4 protein-coding genes and 1 pseudogene are annotated in these 3,110 nt (G+C 67.7%); 3 read left to right on the plus strand and 2 right to left on the minus strand.

What is annotated here, in order from left to right; translation table 11 throughout:
• Positions 1–104: pseudogene (locus KDL01_RS46335) on the minus strand (transcriptional regulator); the annotation flags it as partial.
• Between the two features lie 177 nt (positions 105–281).
• On the opposite strand from KDL01_RS46335, the gene KDL01_RS40025 reads away from it, so the two are divergent.
• From KDL01_RS40025 to KDL01_RS40035, 3 genes are all read left to right on the plus strand, one after another.
• Entirely contained in the window at positions 282–1,220 is a 939-nt protein-coding gene (locus KDL01_RS40025) for a phosphotransferase family protein (protein ID WP_212533947.1), read from the plus strand.
• 50 nt (positions 1,221–1,270) lie between these two features.
• Positions 1,271–1,741, plus strand: coding sequence for an NUDIX domain-containing protein (locus KDL01_RS40030; RefSeq protein ID WP_212533948.1), 471 nt, complete (start codon positions 1,271–1,273; stop codon positions 1,739–1,741).
• A gap of 238 nt (positions 1,742–1,979) precedes the next feature.
• A complete protein-coding gene (locus tag KDL01_RS40035) occupies positions 1,980–2,372 on the plus strand; it encodes a hypothetical protein (RefSeq protein WP_212533949.1) in 393 nt (130 codons plus the stop codon).
• Between the two features lie 48 nt (positions 2,373–2,420).
• Here the strand turns inward: KDL01_RS40035 and KDL01_RS40040 are convergent, their stop codons facing one another.
• On the minus strand, positions 2,421–2,888 hold the full coding sequence (locus KDL01_RS40040) for a hypothetical protein (RefSeq protein WP_212533950.1): 468 nt from the start codon (positions 2,886–2,888) through the stop codon (positions 2,421–2,423).
• Between the last annotated feature and the right edge of the window lie 222 nt (positions 2,889–3,110).

Consider the following 3,110-nt stretch of genomic DNA (forward strand, 5'->3'; position numbering starts at 1 on the left):
GTCCGCCGCACCCCCGCCCCCGCAGGCAGTCCCACGTCTACCGGATTGACCGCGGCCCGTCGGGCCCGCAGGAATCTGCCGAGTTCCGGCTGCTGCTCCGTCATGATCCCAAGTCTGCCAAGCCGATCCGCCCGACGGAAGTGCCGTGCCAGGCCCTGTCACACCCCCGAACGCGGCGGCATCCACTGGGCCACGGCCGGGCGCTCGCCGTCGCCGAAAACGCCGCGTACCGGCACCGGCCGATGTGCGATGCTGTCGACTCCCGATCTCGGAGGAGTGCGTTGACCGACGAGCTGGCCTGGCCGCAGGAGCGGATCCCAGTCGAATCGATGCGGGAGTGGCTGTCCGCGCGGCTGCCCGGCCGTCCGGAGGTGGGCACGCACGTGCGCCCACTGCGGGTGAAGAGATGGGGCGCGACCGGCGCGTTCACTCTCGCGAGCGGGGAACCGGTCATCGCGAAGCACGCGGAGCCGCCCCTGTTCCCGGCCGGCGTCGCGATTCATCAGTTCGTCGAGAGCGCGGCACCGCACGCGGTCGCACCGCTGCTCGCGGTCGAAGACGGACCCGGCTGGCAGCGTTCCGCGTATGGGTTCGTAGCCGGTCCGACACTCGCCTCCCGCGGCGCGGCGTACGCCCCGGCCGCGGCCCGCGCCCTCGCCGCCATCCAGATCGCCTGCGCCGGAGCAATCAACACGGCCCCGCCTGAGCTGCCCCGCTACCACCTGCCGGAAGTCGTCGACCGCCTGGTCGAGGACGTGCGCCGGGCCGGCGATCAGGACCCGGAGCTCGCCGGCCGCCTCGACGCCGCGTACGGCGAGCTAGCCTCGCTGGCCGCGGAACTGGCGACCGCGGTAGCGACCTCGATCGATCACACCGACATGAACGCGGACAACGTGATCATCCCGGACGGCGGCCCCATGGTGATCCTGGACTGGGAGGAAGCCCGGATCGGATGTCCACTGATGTCGCTGCACTGGCTTCTGATCGACGCAGACGACAACGAGAACGACATCATCGACGCGTACACCGATGCGATCCGACCACTGGGCGCCAGCACAGACCTGGTCCGCGCGGCCACCGTGCTCGCTCCGATCAAGCTGGCCATGGAAGGCCGGCAATTCGCCCGGGCACTCGGCTGGGCGCCGCCGTTCGACAACCACCCGAACTACACCCGCCGCCTCCTGACCACCGCATTGGACCGGCTGGATGCGCCGCGCTGAGCTTGGGCCCGAAGCCGTCCGGGCTCAAGCGCCGCCGGTACCGTAGCCCCATGGCGCGTACGGACTACTATGACGACCCCGACGCCCCACACCCGAACTCAATGCTCGTGGCCGCGTCAACAGTGGTCACCGACGCGAACGAACGCATCCTGCTGCTACGCCGCTCCGACTCCGGGAACTGGGCCCTACCCGGCGGAACGATGGAACTCGGCGAGTCCCTCCCGGACTGCGCGATCCGGGAAGTCCTCGAGGAAACCGGGCTGAAGATCGAGATCACCGGCCTGGTCGGCACCTACACCGACCCCCGCCACGTCATCGCCTACAGCGACGGCGAGGTCCGCCAGCAGTTCAACATCTGCTTCACCGCCCGCATCGTCGGCGGCCTGCTGACCGAGTCCGAAGAGTCCACCGCCCTACGCTTCGTCGCCCCCGACGAACTCGGCGACCTCCCGATCCACCCCACGCAGCAGCTCAGACTCGACCACTACCTGACCCGCGGCGGCGAACCGTACTTCGGCTGAAAGCCCGGCTGGGCTCAGCAGCACAGGGGCGGTGCGATGTCACTATTCGAGCCATGGATTCCACACAACCCCATGGCGCTCTCGCCGCGGGCTCGATTCCTGCAGCTCCCCACTCGGCACGCCAAAGATCCCCCGTGTCCTCTCCCCAGATATCCAGACTGTCGAGTGCACACGCCCGGTGATAGCCACTACCCCTGGTTTCCAAGAGCTCCGCGACACGAGGAGCGAACTCGACGCGATGACGTTCGCGCTCCTCGACCGAGTCGAGCAGAAGAAGTCCAGCCACGACGGCGGCGTGCCGGACACGGTCGTTGCCGTCGTCGACGTATTGCGACACTGCTGTGAAGAGGGCGGGCCGTGTAGCCCGGAACTCGGCTTGCGCCGCAGACATCTCGAACCCGTGGGATCGTGCAGCAGCCACCGCGGCATCGCTCGCGTCATCGGCCATTTCCCCGAGCCAGTCGATCAGCGCTGCGCGAAGCGGTCCGGCCGGTCTGCCGCGCCGATACTCGCCGACTGTCTCGGTCCGCGGATCGGGGAGAACGGCCGCAAGCGTGGCAGGATTCCACCCATGCGCTGTGACGTCTGCGAGCACGAGATGGCGAAGTGGGATGTCAGTTCGGGCGGTTGAACGGCCAGCCGCGAGATGTCGGCCTCGGAGCCCGCTAGCCTGCGTCTTTCACGAGGTGTGTGAGTCCGTGTCTTGAGTCGTCTGCTCGCCGGCGAGGAGCAGCGCCAGACTGAGGTCACCGATGAGGACGCGCGGGCGTCGACGCCACCACCACATCGCGTCCGGGTCGAAGCTGCTGATCCGGTGGTAGCGGGAGAGCGAGAGTCCGTCGTCGAAGTCAGTCGCCCTGCGAAAGCGGTTGTCGAGGGACATCAGATGCGGGCTCCAGGTCTCCAGCACGTGGGCGGGCAGGAGCACCCATGCTTCGTGGAGCCAGTTGCGACTGTAAAGATCATTCGTGTACTCGTCGACAAGGCCGTCATAGCCGCGCTCGACGTTCGTCACGAGCAGGTCCCAGCTGTGGACCATCTCCGCGACGGTGAAGGCCTTCCGCCATCCTCGCTGGTGCAGCACCTCCCCGGCTGCGGCTTCGTCGCCTGACACCATGAGGAGGATCTTCCCACGACGGCGGGTCATGCGGGCCGGGTCGGGCTGCTCCCACCCTCGCGCGCCTGGATTCGCCTGCTGTGAAAGACTTTTCGGGCATCCAACTCTAGGCACGCACGCACGTCCTAGGCAGTGTTGGTGAATCTGACTATCTGTTGATGCTTTCTGGCTGCGGTTTTCGGCCTGTGGCTGGCGGGGCTGTAGAACTGGGTCATGGCGCGTGGTGATTTGACGGATGCCCAGTGGGAGTCG

Origin of the sequence: Actinospica durhamensis (assembly GCF_018139695.1) — a bacterium.
Classification (GTDB): domain Bacteria; phylum Actinomycetota; class Actinomycetes; order Streptomycetales; family Catenulisporaceae; genus Actinospica; species Actinospica durhamensis.

What these genes read in the sequence shown, in the direction of transcription:
- KDL01_RS40035 (WP_212533949.1), top strand. Translation starts at nt 1,980, where the DNA reads ATGACGTTCGCGCTCCTCGACCGAGTCGAGCAGAAGAAGTCCAGCCAC.
- KDL01_RS40040 (WP_212533950.1), bottom strand. Translation starts at nt 2,888, where the DNA reads ATGACCCGCCGTCGTGGGAAGATCCTCCTCATGGTGTCAGGCGACGAA.
- KDL01_RS40030 (WP_212533948.1), top strand. Translation starts at nt 1,271, where the DNA reads ATGGCGCGTACGGACTACTATGACGACCCCGACGCCCCACACCCGAAC.